This window comes from Streptomyces sp. Rer75, from assembly GCF_013414305.1.
Classification (GTDB): Bacteria; Actinomycetota; Actinomycetes; order Streptomycetales; family Streptomycetaceae; genus Streptomyces; species Streptomyces himastatinicus.
Genome location: NZ_CP058693.1, coordinates 3740159 through 3745329, shown reverse-complemented (window position 1 = coordinate 3745329; position 5171 = coordinate 3740159). Strand labels below are relative to the sequence as shown.

Here is a 5171-nt window from a genome sequence, read left to right as displayed (position 1 = left end):
ACGCGAACGGCACCCACTCCCGCACCCCCCGACGATCCAGAGCACTTGCGAATAGGTGAAGGTCCATGGCGACTGCGAACGAAGCCAAGCTCCGCGAATATCTGAAGAAGGTCACCACTGACCTCACCGCCGCCCATCGGCGTCTCCAGGAGGTCGACGAACAGGCCCATGAGCCGATCGCGATCGTGGGCATGAGCTGCCGCTTCCCCGGCGGTGTCGACACCCCCGAGGAGCTGTGGCAGCTCATGGCCTCCGGTGGCGAGGCGCAGACGGCGTTCCCCGCCGACCGGGGCTGGGACCTCCAGAACCTGTTCGACCCGGACCCGGACACCCCGGACACCACGTACACCCGCGAGGGCGGATTCCTCGGCGACGCCACCCGGTTCGACGCGGCGTTCTTCGGCATCTCGCCGCGTGAGGCGATGGCGATGGACCCGCAGCAGCGGTTGCTGCTGGAGACGTCGTGGGAGGCGTTCGAGCGGGCGGGCATCGACCCGGCCGCGCTGCGCGGCAGCCGTACCGGTGTGTTCGCGGGCATGAACGCCTCCGACTATCTGACGGTGGCGCTCGACGCGGACGACGACTTCGGCGGACACCTGGGCACGGGCAACGCCAGCAGCGTCGTCTCCGGCCGCCTCAGTTACGCCTTCGGCCTGGAGGGCCCGGCCGTCACCGTGGACACGGCCTGCTCCGCGTCCCTGGTGGCGCTGCACCTGGCGGTGCAGTCGCTGCGTCTGGACGAGTGCTCGCTGGCGCTGGCGAGCGGTGTCCATGTGATGTCCACGCCGGGGTTGTTCATCGAGTTCAGCCGTCAGCGCGGGCTGTCCAAGGACGGCCGCTGCAAGGCGTTCTCGGCCGACGCCGACGGCTTCGGCCCGGCCGAGGGCGTGGGCGTCCTGCTGCTGGAGCGGCTGTCGGACGCGCGGAAGAACGGCCACCAGGTGCTCGCGGTCGTCCGCGGTTCCGCCGTCAACCAGGACGGTGCGTCCAACGGCCTCACCGCGCCCAACGGCCCGTCCCAGCGGCGCGTCATCCAGCAGGCGCTGGCCAACGCGCGGTTGTCCGGCGCCGACGTGGACGTGGTCGAGGCGCACGGCACGGGTACGTCGCTGGGCGACCCGATCGAGGCGCAGGCGCTCCTCGCCACCTACGGCGCCGACCGCCCCGAGGAACTGCCGCTGCTGCTGGGGTCGGTGAAGTCCAACATCGGCCACACCCAGGGCGCCGCGGGCATCGCGGGCGTGATGAAGATGGTGCTGGCCATGCGGCACGGTGTGGTGCCCGAGTCGCTGCACATCGCCGAACCGTCCCCGCACATCGACTGGTCCTCGGGCGCGGTCTCGCTGGTCAGGTCGGCCACGGCGTGGCCCGAGACGGGCCGTCCGCGCCGCGCGGGCATTTCCTCGTTCGGCTTCAGCGGCACCAACGCGCACACCATCATCGAGCAGGCGCCCGCCGAGGAGCGGGAGCCGGTCGAGCTGGTGGCGAAGCAGCCCGGCGTGGTGCCGTGGGTGGTGTCCGGCAAGAGCGAGGCGGCGCTGCGCGCCCAGGCCCGGCGGCTGCTGGACCGCCTCCACGACGAACCGGCGCTGCGCCCGGTGGACATGGGGCTGTCGCTGGCGACGACCCGCGCCGCGCTGGACGTACGCGGTGTCGTCCAGGGCCGGGACCGCGACGAACTGGTGGCCGGGCTGACCGCCCTCGCCGAAGGCGGCATGGCCGCGGGCGTCGAGCGGGGCTCCGTCGTCGCAGGTCAGACGGCGTTCGTCTTCCCGGGGCAGGGGGCCCAGTGGGTGCGGATGGGCGTGGGGCTGATGGATGCCTCGCCGGTGTTCGCCGCCCGCATCGAGGAGTGCGCCGCCGCGCTCGCGGAGTTCACCGACTGGTCGCTGGTCGATGTGCTGCGCGGGGTGGACGGGGCGCCGTCGCTGGACCGGGTGGACGTGGTCCAGCCGGTGCTGTTCGCGGTGATGGTGTCCCTGGCCGAGCTGTGGCGTTCGCTCGGCGTCGAACCGGCCGCCGTGGTGGGCCACTCGCAGGGTGAGATCGCCGCCGCGTGCGTGGCGGGCGTTCTGTCGCTGAAGGACGCGGCGCGTGTGGTGGCGTTGCGGAGCCAGGCGATCGGCCGGGTGCTGGCGGGCAAGGGCGGCATGGTGTCGCTGGCGCTGCCCGTGTCGGAGGTACGGGAGCGGATCGCGGCGTGGGGTGAGGAGCGGATCTCGGTGGCGGCCGTCAACGGCCCGTCGGCCGTGGTCGTGTCGGGCGAACCGGCGGCGCTGGACGAGCTGCTGGCGTCGTGTGAGGCGGATGAGGTGCGGGCGCGCCGGGTGCCGGTGGATTACGCCTCGCACTCCGCGCAGGTGGAGTTGTTGCGCGACGAGCTCCTCACGCTGCTGGCCCCCGTACAGCCCAAGACCGCGCAGGTGCCGTTCCTCTCGACGGTGACGGGGGAGTGGGTCGAGGGCCCGGAGCTGGACGCGGAGTACTGGTTCACCAACCTGCGCCGCACTGTCGAGCTGGAGAGTGCCGTCCGCCGCCTGCTGGACGAGGGCTTCGGCGTGTTCATCGAGTCCAGCGCCCATCCGGTGCTGACGATGGGCGTGCAGGACACCGCCGAGGACGCCGGTGTGGACGCGGCCGCGATCGGCTCGCTGCGCCGCGACGAGGGCGGTCTCGACCGTTTCTGGGCGTCCGTCGGCGAGGCGTGGTCGCGCGGCGTCGCCGTGGACTGGCACGCGGTGTTCGACGGCACCGGAGCCCGCCGTATCGACCTGCCCACGTACGCCTTCCAGCAGCAGCGCTACTGGCCCGAGGCCGGGCCGGGGCGCGCGGCGGGGGAGACCCGGCACGACGCCGTGGAGGCCAAGTTCTGGGCGGCGGTGGAGGCCGAGGACTGGCAGGCCCTGGCCGCCGAGCTGACCGTCGACGGCGACCAGCCGATGAGCGCCGTCCTGCCCGCCCTCGCCTCGTGGCGCAAGCAGGCCCGCGAGCAGTCCACCGTGGACGGCTGGCGCTACCGCGTGACGTGGCGGCCGCTCGCCGAGGCGCGGTCCGCGCACCCGGGCGGCAGCTGGCTCGTCGTCGCGGCCAGCACCGACGACGCGTGGACGGCCGCCGTGACCGGTGCGCTCACCGGGCGCGGTGCCTCCGTCCAGCAGATCGTGGTGAACCCCGGCTCCGATGGCCGCGAACAGCTCGCCGAGTGGCTGCGTACCGCGCTCGCGGAGGCGGGCGGGGACGGCTTCACGGGCGTGCTGTCGCTCCTCGCCCCGGCCGGGGACGCGGGGGACACTGCCCTGCCCGCCGGAGCCGCCGCCCAGCTCGCCCTGATCCAGGCGCTCGGCGACGCCGGAATCGGCGCACCGCTGTGGTGCCTGACGCAGGGCGCGGTCTCCACCGGCGGCGCCGACCGGCCGGAACGCCCCGAACAGGCCCTCGTCTGGGGCCTGGGCCGGGTGGCCGCGCTGGAGCACCTGGAGCGCTGGGGCGGTCTGGTCGACCTGCCCCAGGCGCCCGATGAGCAGGCGCTGTCCCGCCTCATGGGGGTCCTCGCCGCCGAGCACGACGAGGACCAGGTGGCGATCCGCGAGGCGGGCGTCTTCGGGCCGCGGCTGGTGCGCGCCCCGCTCGCCGACACGCCCCCCGTACGGGCCTGGAAGCCGTCCGGCACCACGCTGGTCACCGGCGGTACGGGACGCCTCGGCGCGGAGGTCGCCCGCTGGCTGGCCCGCAACGGCGCCGAACACCTGGTGCTGGCGAGCCGCCGCGGCGCGGACGCGCCCGGCGCGGTGGAGCTGGAGGCCGAACTGACCGGGCTCGGCGCCAAGGTCACCCTCGCCGCCTGCGATGTGACCGACCGCGCCGCGCTCGCCGACACCCTCGCCGCCATCCCGGCCGACCAGCCGCTGACGGCCGTCATGCACACCGCCGCGGTCATCGAGGACGGGGTGATCGAGGGGCTGACCCCGGATCAGGCCGAGCGCGTGCTGCGGCTCAAGGTGGACGCCACGCGCCATCTGCACGAGCTGACGCGGGAGCTGGACCTGACCGCGTTCGTGCTGTTCTCGCACTTCTCCGCGACGTTCGGCGCACCGGGCCAGGGCAACCAGGCGCCCGGCAACGCGTTCCTGCACGCCTTCGCCGAGCAGCGCCGCGCGGACGGGCTGCCCGCCACCACCCTCTCCTGGGGCCCGTGGGGCGACGGCGGCACGGTCGACGGCGCCACCGGCGACCGGATGCGCCGCCACGGCATCAACGAGATGGCGCCGCTGCCCGCCACCGCCGCGCTCCAGCACGCCCTGGACCGGGACGAGACGGCGCTCACCGTCATCGCCATGGACTGGCGCCGCTTCACCCTCGCCTTCACCGCCGACCGGCCCCGGCCGCTGCTGGACGAACTGTCCGAGGCGCGCGAGGTCGTGGCGGAGATGCGGGCCGACGCGGCCGACGAGGCCGCCGCCGGGGAGGCGCTGGCCGGTCAGCTCGCGACGCTGCCCGAGACCGAGCGCGAGCGGGTGCTGCTGGAACTGGTCCGCGGCGCGGTCGCCGCCGTGCTGGGGCACTCCGGGGCCGAGGCGATCGAGGCGGGCCGGGCGTTCAAGGACCTGGGCTTCGACTCGCTCACCGCGGTCGAACTCCGCAACCGGCTGGGCGCGGCCAGCGGGCTCAAGCTGCCGCCGACCCTGATCTTCGACCACCCGACCCCGGCCGCCGTGGCGGCCCATATGCGGGCCGAGATCGCGCCCGACGCGGCGGCCACCGGCGCCCCGGTGCTCGAAGAACTCGACAAGCTGGAGACGGTGCTCGCCGACAGCGCACCCGACAACATCACCCGGGCGCGCATCACCATGCGCCTCCAGTCGCTGCTGGCGAAGTGGAACGAGTCGGACGACACGGCGGCCCCGGCCGAGCCCGCGGCGGCCCCATCCGAGGCCCTCGCCCAGGGCGCGGCCGAGGCCGATCAGCTCCAGTCGGCCAGCGACGAAGAGCTGTTCGCATTCATCAACAAGGGTCTGGGAAGGGCATGACGAGAATTCTGCTATTGACGTCGTTCTCGATGTCGGACAGGATTTTCCTCACCCTTGAATAGAGTTCTCCAATACCGGCTGCCCCCTATCGAGTCCCTGGGTCACCAGGGGGTCATAGGGGGCAGCTAGGGGTTGTCGGCAGGG

1 pseudogene is annotated in these 5171 nt (G+C 73.6%); it reads left to right on the top strand.

The features are described from left to right. Positions 1 to 68: 68 nt before the first annotated feature. Positions 69 to 5027: pseudogene (locus HYQ63_RS15625) on the top strand (type I polyketide synthase); the annotation flags it as partial. Positions 5028 to 5171: the final 144 nt, after the last annotated feature.